This window comes from Brevibacillus sp. DP1.3A (assembly GCF_013284245.2).
GTDB lineage: Bacteria > Bacillota > Bacilli > Brevibacillales > Brevibacillaceae > Brevibacillus.
Genome location: NZ_CP085876.1, coordinates 4008870 through 4030353, shown reverse-complemented (window position 1 = coordinate 4030353; position 21484 = coordinate 4008870). Strand labels below are relative to the sequence as shown.

Genomic DNA, 21484 nt, shown 5'->3' with positions numbered 1-21484 from the left:
TGGCTATTTTATTAGAGTGGTTGTTCAGCAAGCGCGTAGAGCAACAAGGCCACGCAAAATACATATGAGGTGAAAGAAATGCCGAAAAAGTGGCTGTATGTCATAGACGAAGCGATCAAGCGGATCGAAAACGATGAAGTGGAGTTGGGCTTGACCGCTTTGCAAAAGGTTCAGGAGCATGGAAAAGATTTGCCGGATGTCATGATGTATTTGGCAGAGGTTTGGTATCGACTCGGTCATATGGAAGAGGCGAGTCAATTGCTGACAGATGTCATGGCCAAAAATCCGCAAATGGACTCCTCTTTGCGCAGAGAATGCCAGCTGCTGTTGGCGGAGATTGCTTTGGATTCCAGTGATTTTGAGACGGCGCAACACCTTCTCTATGAATGCAAAGAATCTGGCTTTGAAAGCATCCAGCTTGACTTGTTGTTAGCGGATCTGTATTCACTCCAAGATTTAGATGAAGTAGCGGTCAAGTATTTGGAACAAGCAAGACTAAAGGAGCCAGACAACCAAGATATTATGGCAGCACTGGGTAACTTGTATTTCCGCATTGGAGAAGACGAGAAAGCAATGAAGCTCCTGGAACAAGCTGGCGATGAAAGTCTTTCCATGCTTTTGACGAAGGGACGCTCGTACGCACAAAGCGGTCAATTCGAACAGGCTTACCAAGTATTCCGTCAGGCGCTGGTCATGGATCGTTCGCCAGAAGTACTCTACGGATGTGCACTGATGGCATTCCACGTAGGACGACTGGATGAAGCAGCAGAATTGGTCAGCAGTTTGCAAGCGGTTGACGAGGAGTATGTGGCTGCTTACCCATTAGCTGCAGATGTGAATCTTTCAAAGGGGAAAACAGAAGCAGCTATTGAGGCGCTAAAGCAATATGTTTCATTGTCAGGTTTCGATTTGGATCAAATCCGCAGGCTGATTGCCCTTTTGACTCAAGCCGGGCGCTATGAGGAAGCGAAAGAATACCAACAGCTTCACGACCTGTGGGACCATGAATCCGACGAAGAGCAATAAAAAATAGACAAACAGGAAGTCACTTCGGTGGCTTCCTGTTTATTTTTCCGCATTTTGGCAAGAATGAGAGACAAGTAAGCCATCGTAAAGAAGGGATGCACAGATGAACTTGGCTGAGATCTTGGTGTACACCGATATCCGGCAGCTCCATCAGATTGCCAACCATTACGGATGCGAATGCAACCCTCATTCCAAAAACGAATTAATTACGTCGCTGTTGTCTAGCTTGAGGCACAGGTTGACAATCTCTCAAGAAGTTGAGCAGCTGAGCAGTGCAGAAACCCATTTTTTGCTTCAATTGTTCCTGGACAAGCGTACGGTCATGTCGCTTGAGGATTTGTTGGCGAAAGCCGGGGTGGCACTGGAGTGTGAAAAGGAAAAAAAGCAGGAGGAAGGGCGAAGGTTTGTCGCAGCTGCAATGAAGCGAGGATGGATTTTTCCGGCGAAAAGTAAAACCGTAGGGCAGTATCAAATTCCGCTGGACATCCGTGAGCCGTACTTGCAAGCGTGGCTGACAAAGTGGCGTGAGTCAAACGTATTTCTTCATCCCGGTCCGCAAGCTTACAGGGATGAAGGGACAGCACTATGCGATGATATCATGCAATTTTTACAATTTCTCCAGCAGGAGCCAGTACCATTAACCGCAGAAGGTGGCATGTACAAGCGTCATCAGCAGCAGCTTTTTCAATTTTTGTTCGTAAAAGAAGAGCCGCTATTGCCGCAAAAATGGCGTTTTGGGTACGGTCTGCACTTTGATTTATACCCTGACCGTTTTTCCTTGCTCTACGATTTCTGCTACTATCACCGATGGATAGAAGAAGTGGACGGCAAGGTAGCAGTAACGGAAGCAGGGAGGGAGCGACTGGAGCAACCGTATAACGATCAATTGTACCATGATGTCATTCGCTTCTGGATGAGGCTGTACAAGCGGGCTGTCCCGAACTTGCCGATGCTGGTTCAGCTCATTCCGTTGATCGCGTCGGGTGGTTGGGTAAGTCAGCAATCGTTGATGGACACGCTGCTCCATTGGATGAAAGAGTTTTACTACGATTCGCCTACGGATATCTTGGTGAATCGGGTATGCAAAATGATGGTGCATCTAGGATTGTTGCGCGTCGGCCAAGACGAACAGGGACAGTGGTTATACACCGCAACGTATGCGAGCCAGACTTGGCTTCGAAAATACAATGGTTTTACCGAAACGACTATTTTATTGAAGTGAGGGATGGGTATGGAGTGGCCGAATTTCTATTCCAACGCGTACGGAACGAACAATCAAATGGTTTCCGGTTTGCTATCTGAAATGGTGATCGACGAGCAGATGCGTCAATATCGCAAGCGCACGCTAATTCAGGAGATTGATGAGGCACTTGCATCGAAAAACAAAGAGCTGTTTTTGCGCTTAACAGACGAATTAAAAGAAATCATGGCTTACGAGCAAGCCTAAATACATAATCGTATGCGTTATTGCGAGTCTCCGACCATTCATGGTACGCTTGTTTCCAGAAATGAACAAGGAAATGAGGAGACGGCTCTATGCAGTGGAACCTGAACGATTTTGAAAACTGGGAGGAGTTGCGGTCCTTTGTGGATACCGCGCTGCTCCCTCTTTATTTGTACAACGCCGACAGAAAAGTAGAAGAGCATGTTGTACGCATGAACTACTTATTAAATGTAGCGGCTGGGATTGAGCAGCGACTGAAGGGACGCGTGCTGCTATTTCCGTTAAGCTATCAAATCGGAGAAGAGCAGCTGGAACAACGAACACCGGCGGAATTCCCCTATAAAGTACTGCTTCATTTTCGCGGAGAACAGATTCAATTAAAGGAACGAGCAGAAGAAGGCGTATTAACCTTATTGGTAGGGGAAGAAGACCTGGAATCTTCTTTGCGTTTTGAAGTGACTGTGGATGTGCTGTACAAAGAGGTCATCAAGTTGTGGCAAACCGTCCGGGGATAATCGTTTTGACATAAAAAAGAGACGCAATAGAGAAAGCGTTTTCCGGTAATACTACAGAAAAATGGGTGGGGCAAGGTCTTAAATTTGACAATCTGGCAACAATATCCTGTCACACATCGTTTGGGTAAAGACATGTCCACTGGACATTCTTGACATCTTTATAGGCGTTAGCTATGATTGGGATTGACCTAGTGTATATGTATGAAAATGCCATCGTAGCGCTATTTTACAGGATAAGGAGGGAAAAAAGATATGGGAGACAAACGCGAAATTTCCAGGCGTACATTTTTGAACTACGCCCTGATGGGAACTGGCGGATTCCTTGCTGCGGGAATGATCACCCCAATGATTCGCTTTGCGGTAGACCCCCTTCTGCAAGGACATGCAGGTGGAGATAAAGTAGCTGTCGGCAGTCCGGATGAGTTTAGTGCCGTGCCAAAACGCGTAGAATTCAAGGTCCATACCAAGGACGGTTGGTATGAATCAGAATCTACACTTACTGCATGGGTTACCAAGAACGACAAGGGTGAGATTCTTGCTCTGTCCCCGATCTGTAAGCACTTAGGGTGTACGGTTGACTGGGGAACTGGCCCAGGACAACCAAATGAGTACTTCTGTCCTTGCCACATGGGTCGTTATTCGATCAATGGCGAGCACATTTTGGGAACGCCACCGACGGCCTCTCTTGATGAGTATGAGACAGAAGTCAAAGATGGAAAATTGTATTTAGGTAAAGTAAAAGCAAATCCTCGTCCGGGGGTGAACGGCTAAAATGATGCAAAAAATGTATGATTGGGTCGACGAGCGCTTAAACATCACTCCGATGTGGCGTGACTTGGCTGACCACGAAGTACCTGAGCACGTGAACCCGGCACATCATTTTTCAGCTTTTGTTTACTGCTTTGGTGGACTTACGTTCTTTATTACCGTTATTCAAATCTTGTCTGGTATGTTCTTGACGATGTATTATGTACCAGACGTTATCAATGCTTACGAATCCGTTAAGTACCTCCAGAACGAAGTAGCGTTCGGGGTAATCGTACGCGGTATGCATCACTGGGGTGCCAGCTTGGTAATCGTGATGATGTTCCTACATACTCTGCGTGTATTCTTTACAGGTGCTTACAAAAAGCCTCGTGAATTGAACTGGGTAGTCGGCGTACTGATTTTCTTCGTTATGCTGGGCCTCGGTTTCACAGGTTACCTCTTGCCTTGGGATAACACCGCATACTTTGCGACCAAAGTAGGTGTGCAGATCGCTGACTCTGTACCTTTCATCGGTCCATATGTGAAAACTTTGCTCACAGGTGGAGACATTCTAGGGGCGCAAACCCTTACCCGTTTCTTCGCGATTCACGTGTTCTTCCTCCCAGGCGCACTGCTTGGACTGTTGGGAGCTCACTTTGTTATGATCCGTTCGCAAGGTATCTCGGGTCCACTATAATTGGTCTTCGAAAAAAGGAGGAAATAGCATGGCAAAACAAGATAAAGATGCTACCTTCGTCGGAGATTCCCGAGTATCGGCGAAGCGTATTCCAAACATTTCTCCATCCTACTCCGACTTTCCGGGTAAAAACGAGCCCTTTTGGCCAAACTTCCTGTTGAAAGAGTGGATGGTGGCAGCCGTTTGCTTGGTTGGTTTCCTTGTGTTAACGGTCTCACATCCGTCGCCGTTAACTGACAAAGCAAACCCGAATGATACTTCATTCATTCCGTTGCCAGACTGGTACTTCTTGTTCCTGTATCAATTGCTGAAATATCCATGGGCTGCAGGGGATTGGGTCGTTCTTGGAATCGTTGTTATTCCAGGTATCGCATTTGGTGCACTGATGCTGGCGCCTTGGCTGGATACCAGCAAAGAGCGTCGTCCTAGCAAGCGTCCAGTTGCTACAGGCTTGATGCTGACGGCACTCGTTGGTATTTTCTACCTGACTTGGGCGGCAAACCATGAATATCATCTGGCTCACCCAGATAAAGGTAAAGGAACTGGTGGTAAACAGGGATCTAGTGCAACTGCACCTGCTCCGGCTGACACCAGCTTTACAGCAGATGCGCTTTGGAAAGCGCAAACAAGCTGTATGGGATGCCATGGTAAAAACATGGAGGGTGGCATGGGTCCAAACCTCCAAAAAATCGGTGCAACTTTGGATGCAGCCAAGATTACTGACGTCATCAAGAACGGTAAAGGCGGAATGCCAGCCGGTTTGCTCAAAGATGATGCAGAAATCGCAAAGCTAGCTGAATACATGGCTGGCTTGAAATAAGCTAATAGGGGAAAAGCTGGCTGGTAATGCGGTCAGCTTTTTCGTTAGCGGCGTACACAGCGGGAGACGATTATAGATGATCTGGATATGGGAGTGGTTTCGGCAATCTTTGGGCAAAAGGTGGTTTCTTTGGACGCTGTTCGTCGTCAACTTTTTGGGAACCATATATGGATTTATCTGGTACGGTAACCAATTGGCTGAGACACCAGCATATTTGATTCCTTTTGTCCCGGACAGCCCGACAGGTAGCGGACTTTTTTCGCTTGTACTCCTTACCTATTTGTTGGGTCGCCACATTCCTGTACTGGAAGCTTTGGCTGGCATCACCAATTTTAAGTATGGTGTCTGGGCCGTCTGCATTATCGTGGCTGGTTGGTTGATGGGCAATGAAGTGCGTTGGACAGACCTGATGCTGATCATTTCCCACACCGGCATGGCTGTGGAATCTGTTTTGTATGCGCGTTTTTACAAGCTAAGTCTTCTGCCGGTGGGAATCGCTGCGCTGTGGACACTGAATAATGATTTTCTCGATTACGTCATGGACATCCATCCGTGGCTGCCGAGTGTACTAGATCCATATGAGGGCTTCGTTGGGTTGTTTACGGTTCTTCTCAGTCTGATCTCGATCTCGGTGATCTGGTGGGTGAATATGAAGTATACGACAAATAAGGTCTAATCTTGTCCTCCTTTCCATAGGCTGTACTAGGGAAGGAGGTTATTTGCGTTGAAGAAAAACATCCGGTTTTTATTATTCTTTCTCATGATCGGGTTGTTCTTGTCGTGGCCCATTCATAATTTGTACTCGAAGCTGAATCAACCGATAGAAGAAAAGCAGTTGGCAGCATTAGATCAAATTGCGCATGAGTTACTGACGTATGCAAAAAAGGGAGATCTTGAAGGGGCAGAGCAGCGGATTGTACAGCTCGCAGAACGATTCCCGAACCAGCATTTGCCCAATCCGATACGAATTGAGAGTCTGAATGCAGTGACACAGTCCATACTAGCAGCCAAGCAAAGCTTTGCTTCCGCAAACGCAAGTGAACAGCAATTGCTGTGGCATGCCACACGGGTCCGTATCGCCATAGACGCACTGACGCATGATCACCAGCCGATGTGGCGTAGTTACTATCCTTCTCTCGTCACACAGGTCCAAAACCTGCAGCTATCGGCTGTTGAACGGAATTTCAGTCAGTTTCGCGAACAGTTCGATGAAAATTACCGATTATTTTTGGCCATTAAGCCGGGGATGAGTATTCAGCTTCCAGAGGGCCAAATGTCCTCGATTACGGTTGCGTACGATATCATATCCAAAGAGATGCGAAACAGCCAAGTAGATTGGCAGCTGGTACGAGAGGCGTTGCGAGAATTGACCGGCTCTTTTCAAGTGGCTTTTGTGGGAGAAGAGAAGAGTACGTTTGCTCGTCTAATGATGCGGCCAGATTCACCTATTGTTATTCTCGCATCGATTTCGATTGCTTTGATCATGGCCTTGTCTTATGTGGCGTGGAAGAAATATGATGGAGAAATCCGTTCGACGTAATAGATGTAGAAAACCCTTGCCTGTTCGAAAAGGCAAGGGTTTTTGCTGTGCTGCTTCGTGCTTAGTCGTGAAGCGGTTTCTTGTTTTCATCAAGGGTGAAGCCTTCTCCGAGAACTTCATGCACATCGTTGACGATGACAAAAGCATGCGGATCAATTTCTTGCACAATGGTTTTAAAACGCATGACTTCGTTTCGGCTGACAACGACATAAATGACTTTCTTTTCATCGCCAGAGTAGGCACCTTTACCCGCTAAGAGTGTCACACCACGACCTAGATCGAGAATTTGCTTGGCGATGTTATCTGCTTCGTTGGAAATGATCGTCAATGCTTTTCCTGCATAAGCGCCATCTTGGAAAAAGTCAATGACACGTGCTGCGATAAAGACGACGACGAGGGTATACATAGCGCTTTCCAGATTCAAATAGACCAGGGACGCCCCAATGACCAAGATGTCTCCGAAAAACAACGTCCTTCCCATACTGATACCCATGTATTTCTGAAGCAGTCTGGCAATGATGTCCACACCGCCGGTTGTCCCACCGTAACGGAAAATAATTCCTAAACCGACACCAACAGCTACCCCGGCATACAAGGAAGCGAGCAAGCGATCTTTCATCGGCAACGGAAGCACACCATCAAATAAGGATAAAAAGACTGAGAGAGAAACCGTTCCCAAAATCGTGTAGAAAAAAGAAGTTCGTCCAAGAATTTTCCAGCCCAAGAAAAATAACGGTATGTTCAGGACAAAGAAGACGATTCCCTGATCCACAGCAGGAACTAACAGCTTGATCAAAATACTGATACCAGTAATACCGCCCTCAGCTAGATGGTTGGGAATGTTGAACGCGTTAATACCAAATCCCATAATGGCAGAACCGATGATGATGGCAATGATACTGTCAAGACGAATTTTCATATATCCTCCTGTTCGCCGGATCAGGAAACAGGCTTCCCCCCGGACGTGATGTGCAGGTAATACTTGTGTTACCTGAGGGCTATCCGAAAGACATTATAAATGAACGCTCGTTTGATTGTCCATATGCTGGAAAGACGAAGTATTGTGATTTGGCAAACGAAGCCTTTTTTAGTACGATAGGTGAAAGAGAGAAGTATGTGAAAAAGGAGTGGGCGGATGGAACGGCAAAAGACTATGCAAGAGATGCAGCAAGAAGTTGATCAATACATATCGCAGTTTAAAGAAGGATATTTTTCTCCGCTTTCGATGCTGGCTAGAATGACAGAAGAAGTAGGGGAATTAGCCAGAGAGATTAACCATTTTTATGGAGAAAAACCTAAGAAAAAGGACGAAGGCGAAAAAACAGTAGAGGAAGAGCTGGGTGACGTACTCTTCATCGTGATTTGTTTCGCAAACTCACTTGGAATCGATTTGCAGGAAGCCTTTGATCGTATTATGCACAAGTTTAATACTCGCGATAAAGATCGCTGGACGAGAATAGAGGAGAACGAGCAGCATGACTAAACAAATTCGTGTAGCAGTTGCAGGCGCAAATGGTCGGATGGGGCAAGAAGTAGTGAAAATGCTGGCGCAGGATATCGCACTCGTTTTTACAGGCAATCTAGACACACGTGTGAGCGAAGAGGAAATCAATCAACAACTGGACGAAATGAAGCCGGATGTTCTGGTAGACTTTACGACACCACATACGGTGTACCGTCATATGGAGCTATGCCTAGCTCGTGGTGTGAGACCGGTCGTCGGAACAACGGGCCTGACAACAGAGCAGCTGCAAGAGATGACTGAGCGCTATAAAGAAGCGGGACTGGGTGCCATTATTGCCCCGAACTTTGCAATCGGCGCGATTCTATGTATGAAGTTTTCCGCAATGGCAGCAAAATATATGCCGCATGTAGAAATTATCGAGCTGCATCATGACCGCAAGCTGGATGCGCCGAGCGGAACTGCTTTGAAGACCGCAGAGATGATTGCAGCCGTTCGGGAAGAGCTCAAGCAAGGGCATCCTGAAGAGGTAGAAACGATTCCAGGCGCTCGCGGAGCAGATTACGAAGGCTTCCGGATTCACAGTGTCCGTCTGCCAGGTATGGTTGCTCATCAGGAGGTTTTGTTTGGTGCAACAGGCCAAACGCTGTCCATTCGCCATGATTCGATTAACCGGGAATCATTTATGCCAGGGGTAAATATGGCCATTAAAGCCGTAATGAATATGAACGGATTGATTTACGGATTGGAACATCTGATTGATTAAACGTTTGATTAACATACACACGATACCCAGCCATAAAGGGAGAGGTTTTCTTGAAAATTGCATTGATTGCCCATGATCGAATGAAAGAACAGATTGTGCAACTAGCGATGGCCTATGAATCCATTTTGGCAAAACATGACCTGTATGCCACAGGAACAACTGGGTCGCGAATCATGGAAGCTACCTCGCTGTCCCTAACCCGATTTCTGTCTGGGCCATTAGGAGGCGATCAACAAATCGGTGCGATGATCGCCCGCAATGAGATGGATTTGATTATCTTTTTGCGTGATCCGCTTACCTCTCAACCACATGAACCTGATATTATCGCATTGCTTCGACTGTGTGATGTGCACAAGATACCGTTTGCCACCAATCTTGGTTCGGCAGAAATCATGCTGAAGGCTTTGGAGCTGGGACAACTGGATTGGCGCGAAGTGGTGCATGAGGAGAATGAAGCATGAGTTCACTCGATATTTTGGCAATCGGCGCTCATCCTGATGATGTTGAGATCGGTGCGGCAGGCAGTCTGATTTTGGCAGCTAAACAGGGAAAGCGCGTGGGGATTCTCGACTTGACCTATGCCGAATTGTCTTCGAATGGAACCGTTGAAAGAAGGCAGCAAGAAGCGACTGCAGCTGACCAAGTGATGGGAGTGGCTGCTCGCTATAATTTTGGCCTGCCTGATCGTGGCTTGGAAGCAGTCAGGGAAAGTGCGATTGAACGTGTCGTAAAGCTCATTCGCGAAACTCGTCCAGCCATTGTTCTTGCACCTTATTACGCGGATCGTCATCCAGATCACGAAAGCGTTAGTCGGATCGTTCGTGAGGCGGTGTTTAATGCAGGCATCCGCAAGTATTTGCCGGAGCCTTCTTTGCCTGCCTATCGACCTTCGCAATTCCTTTACTATTTTATTAATTCAACTGTCACGCCGCAGGTTGTCGTGGATATCACCACTGTTTATCCGCAAAAAATGGAGGCGCTGCGTTGCTACCGCAGTCAGTTTGAACTCGAAGAAGGCAGCGTTCAAACACCACTTACCAATGGGTATCTGGAGTCTGTCGAGTATCGAGAGCGACTGTTTGGTCAACAGGCTGGTGTAGCCTACGCAGAAGGATTTGTCAGTGCAGCTCCGTATGTATTAAAGAGCTTGTGAGAAGGAGTGACACTGTATGAAGATCGGAATTACTTGCTATCCGTCATTGGGCGGATCGGGGGTAGTAGCCACAGAGCTGGGCAAGCTATTGGCCGAGCGAGGACATCAAGTCCATTTCATTACAGGTGGAATGCCATTTCGCTTAGGTGCGTTTCACCCGAACATTTTTTATCATGAAGTAGAAGTGAACAACTATGATGTTTTTAAATATCCACCTTATGATTTGACCTTGGCGAATAGAATGGCGCAAGTGGCGAAAAATGAAAACTTGGACTTATTACATGTGCATTATGCTGTGCCACATGCGTTGTGTGCGTTCCTCGCCAAGCAAATGGTAGGAGATCATTTGAAAATTGTGACCACCTTGCACGGGACTGATATTACTGTTCTGGGTTATGACTCGAATTTGAGTGATATGATCCGCTTCGGTATTGAGCGAAGCGATTTGGTAACAGCGGTGTCCAACGATTTGATCAGGCAGACGAAAGAGCTGCTCCATACTGAAAAAGAAATTGTCCCAGTGTACAACTTCGTTGACAAGCGGCGTTACTACCCGAAAGAAGTTTCGAAGCTGAAAAAGGTATTTGCACCGAATGGTGAAAAAATTCTTATGCACATTTCTAATTTCCGTCCGGTCAAACGAGTGCCGGATGTGATTGAAATATTCTCGCGAGTACGTGAAGAAGTGCCTTCCAGACTGATCCTCATTGGAGAAGGTCCCGAAATGGGTCTGGTCCGCAAGATGATCGCTGAGCTCGGTCTGAACGACGATGTTTGCTTCCTCGGCAAGCAGGAAGACGTCGCTGAGGTATTGTCGATGGCAGACATCATGCTGCTTCCATCCGAAAAGGAAAGCTTCGGTCTCGTCGCATTGGAAGCAATGGCTTGCGGCGTACCTGTCGTCGCTACAGTGGCCGGAGGCTTGCCTGAGGTCGTCCTGGATGGTGTGAACGGCTTCTTGCGTCCAATTGGGGACGTGGAAGGCATGGCGAAAGAAACGATTCGTCTCTTGCAAAACGAAGAGCTATACCGCGAATTCTCCGCGAATAGCATCGAGCGATCCTGCAAAACGTTTTGTCACGAAACGATTGCCTCTCAGTATGAAGCGCTTTACACCAACTTGCTGGACAGTAAATCCGAAGAAAGCCTAAGCTTTTGAACGTAAGATCGAGCTTTTGGCTAGTTGATGTACCTTGGATATTAAAATGAACAATCCATACAAAACTCTCATGAAAAACGCCTCCTTGTGTAGATCAGGCGGAGCAAACCAGAAAGGGGGGATTGGATTGGCGATAGAATTGGCAAAGCGTGTTCTCGACAGATTGGAGGAACACGGCTTCGAAGCTTACTATGTGGGTGGTTGCGTCCGCGATTGGCTTTTACGACGACCTGTTCATGATATAGATATATGTACGAATGCCCATCCCGGCGACGTCATCCGATTGTTTCCCGATCATGTCCCGACTGGTCTGAAACACGGTACTGTGTCTGTAAAAGTCGAGGGGCAGATGTTCGAAGTAACCACGTTTCGGACGGAAGGAAAATATGAAGATTACCGTCGACCTGCTGAAGTTCAGTTCGTTTCAGAACTTCGGCTCGATCTGGAGCGACGAGATTTTACAATGAACGCAATGGCGATGGATCGTCATCAAGTATTGCACGACCCGTTCGGTGGACGTGAGGATATGGAGCGTCAGTTGGTTCGGGCTGTAGGCATTCCGCTAGAGAGATTTCAGGAGGATGCCCTTCGGCTTTTACGAGGAGTGCGCTTTGCTTCCCAGTTAGGTTTTGCTATAGAAGACCAGACCATGCTTGCTATGAAACAGACTGCACCTTTGTTAGCTCATATTGCTGTGGAGCGCATAAGGGAAGAGCTGAATAAAACGCTCGACAGCAGAGCCCCAGAGGTAGGTTGTCAGTTGTTGAATGAAACGAGGCTCATGGCTTATGCCCCTGAGGTAGATAAACTGTTTGACCTCTCAAATGAGCATATCTGGCGGCTGCATCATTTGCAAACCGTGACGCAAAAATGGTCGTTGCTACTGTTTGCGGCGAATTATTCTCCTGTGCAATCGCGTGAAGTATGCCAATTCCTCAAAATGTCCAAACGCGAAACAGAAGCAATTTGTTGCTTGGTTGAACTTCTGATGCGATTGCAGCCGCAATGGGATGTCCCTCAAGCGATTGAGTGGGGGCCACTGCTGCTTGAAGTCGGTTGGGACACGTGCAACGAGTTCTTCCTTTTATTGCAAGCGTGCTGGTGGAAGGAGAGGCAATCGTTTTCGATGCAAGCACTCCTCGATCAATACGAGAACATGCCTGTCAAAACCATCAAGGATTTGGCAATCACGGGGCTTGACCTGCAAGTAGCCGTTCAAAAAAAGCCAGGCGAGTGGATTGTTCGCGTCTTGGAATCGTTACTTAGACAAACGGCACTGCACGGTTTACCAAATACACCAGAAGCACTCGTCGAAGTTGCAAAGAAAGAGGTTGCACAAGATGAACATTAAGCAAGTCATCCTTCAAGCATTCCGTGATCAGCCAGGTAATTTCATCTCTGGTGAAGAACTAAGCCAAACATGCGGTTGCTCTAGGACGGCGGTTTGGAAACATATCGAAGAGCTGCGTCGAGATGGCTACGAGGTGGAGGCGGTGCGAAAATCGGGGTATCGCCTGCTGGTTGCCCCTGATCGCTTGTCAGCAGCAGAAATCATGGCTGGACTGGAAACGAATCGGATCGGTCAAAATGTCATCGCTTACGATGAGGTGGTATCTACACAGCCACTGGCACACGAGGCTGCGGCAAAAGGGGCAGTAGAAGGTACGATTGTGCTGGCAGAGCTGCAAACAGGTGGGAAAGGCAGACTCGGCCGTCCATGGCATTCTCCGAAAGGAACAGGGATATGGATGAGCTTGATCATCCGACCTTCGATTCCGTTACCGAAGACACCTCAGATGACGTTGCTAACGGCGGTTGCTGTAGCGAAAACGATCCGAGAAGAGACAGGGTTGCCTGTCAAAATCAAATGGCCGAACGATATTTTTATCGGAGACAAAAAAGTATGCGGGATTTTGACAGAACTCAATGCTGAATCTGATCGGGTCAATTATTTAGTAATCGGAATAGGGCTCAATGCCAACAGTGTCGAGTCTGATTTCCCATCTGAACTGGCACAGATTGTGACTTCGCTTCGAATTGAATCTGGCGAGCCACTCAAGCGTGTTTCGTTGATCCAGCGACTCTGCCGAATTTTTGAAGAAGAGTACGACCATTATTTGCAGGCTGGCTTTGAGCGTGTAAAACAAGAGTGGGAGAATCATTCGTTCACCATTGGCAAATGGGTGACCCTCCAGACGATTTCACAACAGCTTGAAGGTCGTGCCGTTGGCTTGGATGAGGAAGGCGTACTCAAGGTCGAGGATCAGGCGGGACAGATTCACAAAGTTTATTCGGCTGATGTCAATTATCGTGCAAATGATTAAATCATTTGCTATACTCCAATTTGGAGGCTGTATCACGTCGTGAACGGTACTCCCGGAGTATTTTTGTATCTATCGTGTAATCTTAAATCAATACGTGCAAGGACAAAAATCTGCTCAGAGCCTGTGTGGACCGAGACAGAAGGAATCCGCTAACGCAAAATGTCTTTTTGACATGGACAACCTTCTCCCGATTGACGCGAGAAGGTTTTTTTATTCCTCACACGATCCACGGGCTTGATGCGAAAGAGGAGCAATGAAAAATGGCACAAAACGACAGACCTATTACGACTTCGAGTATCCGCAAGAAAAAAGAAACGCGAACCCCGATTACCATGGTGACCGCCTATGACTATCCGTCAGCCAAATTAGTGGATGAAGCTGGCGCTGATATGATTTTGGTCGGTGATTCATTGGGAATGGTCGTACTCGGTTATGACTCCACCATCCCTGTAACGATGGAGGATATGCTACACCATACGAAAGCAGTAACGAGAGGGGCTAAGCGTGCATTTGTCGTGACGGACCTGCCTTTTCTCAGCTATCACGGAACAGTTGAGGAAGCAGTGAAAAACGCGGGCAGACTAATGCAAGAAGGGTTGGCCAAGGCGGTCAAAATGGAAGGGGGCCGTGAACTGGCCCCAATCATTACACGCTGTGTACAAGCAGGCATCCCTGTCGTTGGACATATTGGACTTACTCCGCAATCGGTACATCAATTAGGCGGCTACAAAGTACAAGGAAGAGATCTGGAGGCAGCCAAAAAATTGTTAGACGAGGCCCTTGCGATTCAAGAAGCGGGTGCATTCGCCATTGTGCTGGAATGTGTTCCAGAAGAGGTCGCAGGCATGATTGCAGACAAGCTGGACATCGCTGTGATCGGAATCGGAGCGGGTGCGACTTGTGATGGTCAAGTGCTGGTGTTCCATGATATGGTCGGCTACGCATCGGATATCACACCGAAATTCGTGAAGCGTTACGCAAACATCGGTGAAACAATTCGTGAAGCAGTGGAGACTTATAACAATGAAGTTGAAGCAAGAAGCTTCCCAGGGCCAGAGCATGTCTTCCATGCCTCTGAAGAAACCATCAAGGAATTGTACGGGGAAGGAGTGAAGCAGTCATGATGCAAACAATGATGCAGCAAGTCTCCACAATCGCAGAGATGCGCGTTCATATAAAAGAAGCACATCGGCAAGGCAAAACGATCGGGATGGTACCGACCATGGGCTTTCTGCATGAAGGACATCTCAGCTTGGTGAAAGCTGCCCGTGAAGTATGCGATTTGGTTGTGATGAGCATTTTCGTAAACCCGCTGCAATTCGGACCGAATGAAGACTTTGAAAGCTATCCGCGTGATATTGAACGGGATAGCAAAATGGCGGAAGAAGCGGGTGTGGACCTCCTGTTTAGCCCGGATGTCAGCGAGATGTATCCGAAACCGATGCTGACCAATATTTCAGTGGCAAATGTGACGACTCCATTGTGTGGAGCTTCTCGTCCGGGTCATTTTGATGGCGTATCGACTGTCGTCAATAAATTGTTTCAAATTGTCCAGCCCGATTACGCTTTTTTTGGACAAAAGGATGCCCAGCAGGTGGCTGTTGTGACGCAAATGGTTCAAGACTTGTCGATGTCAGTACAAATTGTTCCTTGCCCGATTGTCCGCGAAGCGGATGGTCTTGCCATGAGCTCTCGGAATGTATACTTGTCAGCGGATGAGCGAGCACAAGCACTCGTGCTATCACAAAGCCTGAAACAAGCAGAAGAATGGCTGGGTGAGGGCATGCCTCTTTCTGAAATCAAGGATCGAATCACGCAAATGATTTCCGAGCAGCCGCTGGCTGATATTGATTATGTGGAAATTTTGAGCTATCCAGCGCTTACACCAGTTGAGCAGGAAACGGCAGGTCAGACGATCCTCATCGCGCTAGCTGTTCGTTTTGGCAAAACACGTCTGATCGACAATACGATTACATCAATCAAGTAGAGATAAGGGAGGAATTCTTAGTGTTCCGCACCATGATGAAAGCAAAAATCCATCGAGCAACGGTAACTGAAGCGAACTTGAACTATGTTGGCAGCATTACCATCGACAAAAATTTGTTGGATGCACTGGATATTTTGCCAAATGAAAAAGTACAAATCGTCAATAACAACAACGGAGCTCGTCTGGAAACATACGTCATCGAAGGTGCTCCAGGCAGTGGCGTCATTTGCTTGAACGGAGCAGCTGCACGTCTTGTACAAGAGGGCGATATCGTCATTATTATTGCCTATGCGATGATGACGGATGAAGAGGCAAGAACCTACAAGCCACGAGTCGCCATCATGGATGAAAAAAATCAGATCAAAGAATTGATCGCAGAAGAAGTACACGCGACGATTCTGTAAGCGATCTGTTTGTTCCTGCATAGAGCCACCTGCCTTGTGAGACAATGAAAGTACTCATGCCTCATAGGGGGTGGCTTTTCTTGTGAAAATCGAGGACTGGTTTCATACGCTTCGTAAAAAAGCGCAGACGATTGAAGAGAAGTGGCAGGGGGCTTCTGAACAAGAACGTCATCAGCTCGCGGAACAATTGTTTCAATTGCGCCAAGTAAGTGATACAGTCGTTGACCTGTGGCTGCAATTCGAAGAAAAATTATCGAATGCAATTCGTAGTATCAAGGAAATGGAAGGACAGCTACAGGCGGAAGAAAAAAAGACGCATCAGTCGAAGGTAAGTGCAGAATCACCAAAGGCCGTTGAAGCGAATCCATACGAGCCGATTTTTCGTCGAGGGGAAGGCTTTTATCATTTGTGCATGTTCCAAGACGCGAAAAAGTGTTTTGCAGAATTAGTCCAAAAATCGCCAGACTGGGAAAGTGGACGCCTGTACTACGCCTACAGTCTCCTTTTGTGTGAGGATGAAGAATTAGCCTTTCGGGAATTCCGTCTGCTCGGCAGGACAGCAAGCTCACCTACCATTGTGGCCATCAGCTTTAATGCCATCGGGTGCATACTGGCAGAAGAGGAGCAATGGCTAGAGGCGGCGCAAGCTTTTAAGACGTCTCTCGAGATCAATCCAGAACAGGAAGAAGCCAAATACAACCTCGCGCTATGCTATTTAAGAGATGGCGATGCACAGGAAGCTTTGGACGAATTGGAACCGTATCTAGAAAAAAACGAGCACGATTGGGAAGCGCAGATGCTATGGCTGCGTGCTGCAAAATTACTGCATACGATGGACCAGACGGTGGAATGGAGCCCGCCGAAAGGCTTGCAACTGCCGACACGCGATTTGGACAGCGATACTCTTCAGGAAATGGCCTCTTTATACGAAACAGTGGGCAATTACCACCGGGCACAAATTTGCTATCACTTTTTGACGGAGCGTTCCCCAAAAGATGGGTGGACGTGGCATGGCTTGGCCTGGAATACGTGGCTCATTGCGGGTACGAAACGCGCATTGACGCTCGTCAAAAAAGCGATCAGTCTTGCACCCGAAAATGACGACTTTCTTTTTAGTTATGGATGGATGTTGTTGTTTGACGGAAGGGTGGAAGAAGCAATTAAAGCGTTTCGGATCATGCTGGAGAAAAACCGAGACAATCGCCTCGGCCAATCCGGGATGATTTCCGCATACGAAAAGCTAGGGGATACACAAGAGGCAAAACGGTTGGCAAAGTATTTCCTGGAAGACGCTGAGCCATATGTACGTTCGTTAGGGTATTTTCATCTGGGAAGAATCGCAGTTGTGGAAGAAAATTGGCGCCTAGCTGAACAATATTTTCAACGGGCATTGCCATTCGCAGAACAGTTATGGGAAATCCCCATCTATCTGCAATTGTGTGCAAGCAAGCTCGGTCAATCAGAAATGCAAACCGAGCTCGTACAGCCTTAAATGTACAGGAGAGCAGGAATATTTCCCATCGTTGCCGAATGTGAATGGGTGCGGATTGAATGTTTCCGCCCAGGTTACGAGGTGACAACGTTTGAATCGATTACTAGTTGTAGATTTTGAGACGACGGGAAGCCATCCACGCCAAGGTGACAGCATCATTCAGATTGGTGCCGTCGCGATCGATGACGGGCAGATTACCGAGAGTTTTTCCACCCTGATTCATCCGGGCCAGGATATTCCCCCGTTTATTACCCAATTAACAGGGATTACCAATGAAATGGTTGCAGATGCTCCTTCCTTGGAAGAAGTGTTCCCAGATTTCTTGCGTTTATTGGACGGACGAGCTTTTGTTGCACATAATGCAAGCTTTGATCTCCAATTTTTACAAGAAGCCCTGCTGAGCCAGGGCTATTATGCGTTTGACGGCTACGTGCTTGATACAGTGGAGCTATCCCGCGTTCTTTTGCCGATGCAAAATAGCTACAGGCTCGGAGAACTGGCGTCTGAGCTGGAAATCGAACACGATAATCCCCATCAAGCAGATAGCGATGCCCTTGCAACAGCGCAGCTGTTTCTCCACTTGCTGGATATTTTAAAGAGACTGCCGCTCGTGACGATTCAGCGCCTGCAGATGCTCGTCTCTTCGTTTCGCTCTGATATCGAGGTTCTTTTACGTCAGATCGAGATGGAAAAGCTCATAGAGCTGCCAGAGCTGGATGGAACGCCAACCGAAACGGATTCCTCAGACATGTGGGATGTTTATCGCCAGCTGGCCCTTCGGAAGCGAGAAGAAAAATTAACAGCTTCCCTAAAACGTTCCCATGTCGATGCGACAGTGACCAAAGCGTTTGCTGACCAGCTCGAGGATGTTTTGGGCGAAAACGGGCACATGCAGGCGAAAATGTCGGGGTATCAACGCCGGGATGCTCAGGAAGCGATGATGCATGCGGTCTATGAGGCAATGGAGGATGGTGCCCATTTATTGGTAGAGGCAGGGACAGGTACGGGAAAATCATTAGCCTATCTCTTGCCGGGGATCATTTGGGCTCATCATAATCAGCAGCAACTGATGGTCAGTACCAACACCATTCAATTGCAGGAACAGCTATTCCATAAGGAAATCGCTACCTTGCAGGAGTCTCTGCCGTTCTCCTTTACAGCTTCGACGCTAAAAGGCAGAGGAAACTACTTGTGCTTGCGAAAATTTGAACAAGCCGTGGACGAGCCTGTAGAAGGAAGCAGCCAAGAAATGCGCTTGGTCAAAGGACAGATGCTGACGTGGCTCACGCAAACCGTAACCGGTGACGTGGAAGAACTGAGCATGCCTCCGAGTGGCCAACTGCTGTGGCAACAGGTAAAAAGTGATACGAGCTCTTGTTTGAATCGGGCTTGTCCCTGGTTTAGTCGCTGTTACTATTTTCAGGCGAAGGAACGGGCTCGCGATGTCGATGTACTCATCGTCAATCACGCCCTTTTCATCAGCGACTTGCAAGCGGAAAACAGAATCCTCCCTCCGTATGAAGTTGCCATCGTCGATGAGGCCCATCATTTGGAGGATGCCGCGACACAGCATTTAGGCAAGCAGTTTTCAACCACGCAGCTTCTTTTCTTGTTAGATCGTGCATCGGTTGAAGAGAGTGGGGCAATTGCCCGATTCGCAGAAGAGCTGCAAAGCTGGATGCCTGCGGTACAAGAAGATGTCGCGATAAAACTTCTGGAGCTGAGAAAACAGTCCGCTGCCGTACGTGAGAAAGCGCAGCAATGGACACAGCTCTTGTATGTATGGGCATCTGATCGTGCGGAGGAGACGACGGACGCTGGACGTGAGACAGTACGTTATCGGATCGAATCGTTTGTAGGCAAACACGAGAAGATACGTAAAGTAACCAAAAAGCTGATTGAAGGGATGACCGCATACGCAGCGGGCATCGAGCAGCTTTTGCGAACGACTCCGCAAGAGGAAAAGCCTCCTTTTGCCGTACGCAGTCTACTGACAGATTTATTCGGTCTCATCAAAGACTGGCAAAATGTCGTGGAGCTGCTTCACTTCTTTTTGCTTGAGCAGGATGCGGAGTATGTATATTGGATGGAAGTAGAGTCCCGTACAGCTCGCAAGCAGGTTCATTTGTCAGCAGCACTCTTGAAGGTTGCCGACTCACTAGCAGAACCGCTTTTCGCGCAGAAGCGGAGTCTGATCTTGACATCCGCCACTCTGACGGTCAAAAACAGCTTCTCCTACATCAAGAGCCAGTTTGGTCTCGACCAACTGCCTGAGGAGCGCGTGCGTACCTTGTCATTGCCATCGCCGTTTCATTATGAAGAGCAGGGATTACTGTTGATTCCATCTGATTTCCCCGCACCAGGCAAAGAGAGTGACCACACGTATTTGGAGGCGGTCATTCAAGGGTGCGTGGATGTCGTACTGGCTTCGAAAGGAAGGACGCTGATCCTGTTTACCTCCCACTCGATGCTTCGACTTGTTTACCAAGCAATGAAGGAACGCCTTGCGGAGGCCCCAGAACCGTATACGTTATTCGGTCACGGGATTGATAGCAACAATCGGAGCAAGCTGGTGCGTCTGTTCCGAAGCATGGAGAGAAGTGTCCTGCTTGGGACGAGTAGCTTTTGGGAAGGTGTCGATATCCAGGGAGAATGGTTGAGCAGTTTAGTCATTGTTCGCCTCCCATTTGCTCCGCCAAATCATCCTGTCTATCAAGGAAGGGCAGAGCTTTTGAAGGCAGAAGGAAAAAACGCTTTTATGTCCTTGTCTCTTCCACAAGCTGTTCTGCAATTTAAACAAGGGGTGGGTCGATTGATTCGCCACCACTTGGATCGCGGGGTCGTGATCGTTCTTGACACGCGTGTGGTTGAGTCGAGATATGGACGCTCATTCCTACAATCTTTACCGCCATTTCAGATCGAAAGCAGTGCATGGCCAACACTGCGAGAGCGTATAGAGCCATTCCTTAGTATGCAATCCCTGTCAGATTCATAAAATGAAGCAATAGTCTCATAGGGATTAAGGTGATAAAATAAATGTTATGGAAAAAAGAGTGGCGTTGGTGGATTGTAGTTCTTAGTGCGATTTTCCTTTGCGCATGCTCGATTGATAGCCATTTGTATTTGCAAGAAGCAGCAGTGAAGATAGATGACCCATTTGAAACAGAGACAGAACAGGAATTTTCGGGTCTCATTATCACCTACTTGGCACTTCCACATGGTGAGAGTACGCTTTTGAGAATGCCAGGCGGCAAAACGATGCTGGTTGATACGGGTAAGGCAGAAGATTGGCCCGTTCTCTCGGCGCGCTTGGCAGAGCTCAAGATCACACGGCTCGACTATGTAGTGTTGACGAACGACCAGCCTGAGCATATGGGAGGCTACGTTTCATTGAGCCAGCAAGTGCTTATAGATGCCGTCATTTTGCCCAAGCTGATCGCATCATCGATTCGCCATGTCGTGCTGCTTCGCTCCAACCAAAAGCAGATGGAAGCAGAGCAAGGACAAGTACTCACTCTTGACCAAGAAATCTCGATGGAAGTTTTGCTCCCGGATGAACCGTTATTTTTATCGCCCCAGAACAATTCTCTCGTTTTTCGATTGACGCACGGACAATTGCGATTTTTATTTATGAGCGCCGTGAATGAAAAAGCAGAAGAGCGACTGTTGGAACGGCAAAAGGATAGACTGAAGGCGGAAGTGCTAAAGGTTGCCGGTCAGGGGAGCAATCAAGGCTCTTCGCAACCATTTCTGACGCAAGTCGATCCTCAGGTCGCCATTATTCAGACAGGCCGATCGCGGGATCAAATGAAAGACGGTCAGACGGAAGTCATGGAGCGCCTGGGTGAGTCATGGGCCGAGACATACGTTACCAGCCACGACGGTTCCATTACCATTTTATCGAATGGAAAAGAATATCGGATTTTGAAGCAAAAGAATTAGGGGGGA

At 47.7% G+C, this 21484-nt stretch carries 23 protein-coding genes; 22 read left to right on the top strand and 1 reads right to left on the bottom strand.

The window, feature by feature from the left end:
• Positions 1-78: 78 nt before the first annotated feature.
• The 9 genes from HP399_RS18220 to HP399_RS18180 all read left to right on the top strand — a co-directional run bounded on the left by HP399_RS18220 (position 79) and on the right by HP399_RS18180 (position 6789).
• Positions 79-1026 carry a tetratricopeptide repeat protein gene (locus HP399_RS18220; RefSeq protein WP_173617916.1) on the top strand — a complete coding sequence of 316 codons (948 nt, stop codon included), beginning with the start codon at positions 79-81 and terminating at the stop codon, positions 1024-1026.
• Positions 1027-1129: 103 nt separating this feature from the next.
• Positions 1130-2248 (top strand): hypothetical protein, encoded by a 1119-nt coding sequence (locus HP399_RS18215; protein ID WP_173617915.1) that lies wholly within the window; start codon positions 1130-1132, stop codon positions 2246-2248.
• 9 nt (positions 2249-2257) lie between these two features.
• A complete protein-coding gene (locus tag HP399_RS18210; RefSeq protein WP_007716588.1) occupies positions 2258-2473 on the top strand; it encodes an IDEAL domain-containing protein in 216 nt (71 codons plus the stop codon).
• Positions 2474-2562: 89 nt separating this feature from the next.
• A complete protein-coding gene (locus HP399_RS18205) occupies positions 2563-2985 on the top strand; it encodes a DUF2487 family protein (RefSeq protein ID WP_173617914.1) in 423 nt (140 codons plus the stop codon).
• Between the two features lie 252 nt (positions 2986-3237).
• Positions 3238-3756 (top strand): Rieske (2Fe-2S) protein, encoded by a 519-nt coding sequence (locus HP399_RS18200; protein WP_007716590.1) that lies wholly within the window; start codon positions 3238-3240, stop codon positions 3754-3756.
• A gap of 1 nt (position 3757) precedes the next feature.
• Positions 3758-4429, top strand: a complete 672-nt coding sequence (gene qcrB, locus HP399_RS18195; RefSeq protein WP_012686173.1) for a menaquinol-cytochrome c reductase cytochrome b subunit — start codon at positions 3758-3760, stop codon at positions 4427-4429.
• 28 nt (positions 4430-4457) lie between these two features.
• Positions 4458-5249: a menaquinol-cytochrome c reductase cytochrome b/c subunit gene (locus HP399_RS18190; RefSeq protein ID WP_173617913.1), complete on the top strand. Its 792-nt coding sequence runs from the start codon at positions 4458-4460 to the stop codon at positions 5247-5249.
• A gap of 76 nt (positions 5250-5325) precedes the next feature.
• A complete protein-coding gene (locus tag HP399_RS18185; RefSeq protein ID WP_173617912.1) occupies positions 5326-5925 on the top strand; it encodes a DUF1405 domain-containing protein in 600 nt (199 codons plus the stop codon).
• A 48-nt stretch (positions 5926-5973) separates the two neighbouring features.
• Positions 5974-6789 (top strand): sporulation protein YpjB, encoded by an 816-nt coding sequence (locus HP399_RS18180; RefSeq protein ID WP_173617911.1) that lies wholly within the window; start codon positions 5974-5976, stop codon positions 6787-6789.
• Between the two features lie 61 nt (positions 6790-6850).
• Here HP399_RS18180 and HP399_RS18175 read toward each other — a convergent pair whose 3' ends face one another.
• Positions 6851-7708 (bottom strand): YitT family protein, encoded by an 858-nt coding sequence (locus HP399_RS18175; protein WP_173617909.1) that lies wholly within the window; start codon positions 7706-7708, stop codon positions 6851-6853.
• Between the two features lie 216 nt (positions 7709-7924).
• Here HP399_RS18175 and HP399_RS18170 point away from each other — a divergent pair, with 216 nt between their 5' ends.
• The 13 genes from HP399_RS18170 (at position 7925) to HP399_RS18110 (ending at position 21478) form a co-directional block, all read left to right on the top strand.
• Positions 7925-8272, top strand: coding sequence for a nucleotide pyrophosphohydrolase (locus HP399_RS18170; RefSeq protein ID WP_016740047.1), 348 nt, complete (start codon positions 7925-7927; stop codon positions 8270-8272).
• Positions 8265-9017 (top strand): 4-hydroxy-tetrahydrodipicolinate reductase, encoded by a 753-nt coding sequence (dapB, locus tag HP399_RS18165; protein WP_173617908.1) that lies wholly within the window; start codon positions 8265-8267, stop codon positions 9015-9017. Before HP399_RS18170 ends, dapB begins: the two co-directional genes overlap by 8 nt.
• Positions 9018-9067: 50 nt before the next feature.
• On the top strand, positions 9068-9478 hold the full coding sequence (locus HP399_RS18160; RefSeq protein ID WP_056492842.1) for a methylglyoxal synthase: 411 nt from the start codon (positions 9068-9070) through the stop codon (positions 9476-9478).
• Positions 9475-10170 (top strand): bacillithiol biosynthesis deacetylase BshB1, encoded by a 696-nt coding sequence (gene bshB1 / locus HP399_RS18155; RefSeq protein WP_173617907.1) that lies wholly within the window; start codon positions 9475-9477, stop codon positions 10168-10170. The genes HP399_RS18160 and bshB1 overlap by 4 nt, the downstream gene beginning before the upstream one ends.
• Positions 10171-10186: 16 nt before the next feature.
• Entirely contained in the window at positions 10187-11329 is a 1143-nt protein-coding gene (gene bshA, locus HP399_RS18150; RefSeq protein ID WP_173617906.1) for an N-acetyl-alpha-D-glucosaminyl L-malate synthase BshA, read from the top strand.
• A gap of 127 nt (positions 11330-11456) precedes the next feature.
• Positions 11457-12680: a CCA tRNA nucleotidyltransferase gene (locus tag HP399_RS18145; protein WP_173617905.1), complete on the top strand. Its 1224-nt coding sequence runs from the start codon at positions 11457-11459 to the stop codon at positions 12678-12680.
• A complete protein-coding gene (locus tag HP399_RS18140) occupies positions 12670-13653 on the top strand; it encodes a biotin--[acetyl-CoA-carboxylase] ligase (RefSeq protein ID WP_173617904.1) in 984 nt (327 codons plus the stop codon). Before HP399_RS18145 ends, HP399_RS18140 begins: the two co-directional genes overlap by 11 nt.
• A 260-nt stretch (positions 13654-13913) precedes the next feature.
• Complete coding sequence (gene panB / locus HP399_RS18135; protein ID WP_173617903.1) at positions 13914-14777, top strand: 3-methyl-2-oxobutanoate hydroxymethyltransferase; 864 nt, start codon at positions 13914-13916, stop codon at positions 14775-14777.
• A complete protein-coding gene (gene panC, locus HP399_RS18130) occupies positions 14774-15640 on the top strand; it encodes a pantoate--beta-alanine ligase (protein WP_217367556.1) in 867 nt (288 codons plus the stop codon). The genes panB and panC overlap by 4 nt, the downstream gene beginning before the upstream one ends.
• A gap of 20 nt (positions 15641-15660) precedes the next feature.
• Complete coding sequence (gene panD, locus HP399_RS18125) at positions 15661-16044, top strand: aspartate 1-decarboxylase (protein WP_007723146.1); 384 nt, start codon at positions 15661-15663, stop codon at positions 16042-16044.
• Positions 16045-16126: 82 nt separating this feature from the next.
• The gene (locus HP399_RS18120) at positions 16127-17536 is read left to right on the top strand and encodes a tetratricopeptide repeat protein (protein WP_173617902.1); all 1410 of its coding nucleotides are present in this window, start codon (positions 16127-16129) and stop codon (positions 17534-17536) included.
• Between the two features lie 91 nt (positions 17537-17627).
• Entirely contained in the window at positions 17628-20531 is a 2904-nt protein-coding gene (gene dinG / locus HP399_RS18115; protein ID WP_173617901.1) for an ATP-dependent DNA helicase DinG, read from the top strand.
• 41 nt (positions 20532-20572) lie between these two features.
• Positions 20573-21478 (top strand): ComEC/Rec2 family competence protein, encoded by a 906-nt coding sequence (locus HP399_RS18110; protein WP_173617900.1) that lies wholly within the window; start codon positions 20573-20575, stop codon positions 21476-21478.
• Positions 21479-21484 lie beyond the last annotated feature (6 nt).